Consider the following 250-nt stretch of genomic DNA (forward strand, 5'->3'; position numbering starts at 1 on the left):
CGCCGGGCGGCTCAGCGACGCGCTCGGCACTCCGCTGCCGGTCGGCGTGCCGGAGGCCTTCACCGAGCCGGTCAAGGATCCGCTGGGCGACCTGCTGGCCCGCTTCGCCCGCACCAACGGCCCGTTCACCGCGCAGCGGGCCGGCGCCCGCTTCGGGCTGGGCACCGCCGTGGTCACCGGCACCCTGCAGCGGCTGACCGCGGCCGGGCGGCTGGTGCACGGCGAGTTCCGCCCGGTCGAGGCCGGCGGC

Annotated in this window: 1 protein-coding gene; it reads left to right on the forward strand. The window is 79.2% G+C overall.

Annotated elements, in window-relative coordinates; translation table 11 throughout:
* A partial coding sequence (locus C7C46_RS33940) for a hypothetical protein (protein WP_146259364.1) occupies nt 1-250 on the forward strand: 250 nt, incomplete at both ends.

Origin of the sequence: Streptomyces tateyamensis (assembly GCF_003205575.1) — a bacterium.
GTDB classification, from domain to species: Bacteria; Actinomycetota; Actinomycetes; order Streptomycetales; family Streptomycetaceae; genus Kitasatospora; species Kitasatospora tateyamensis.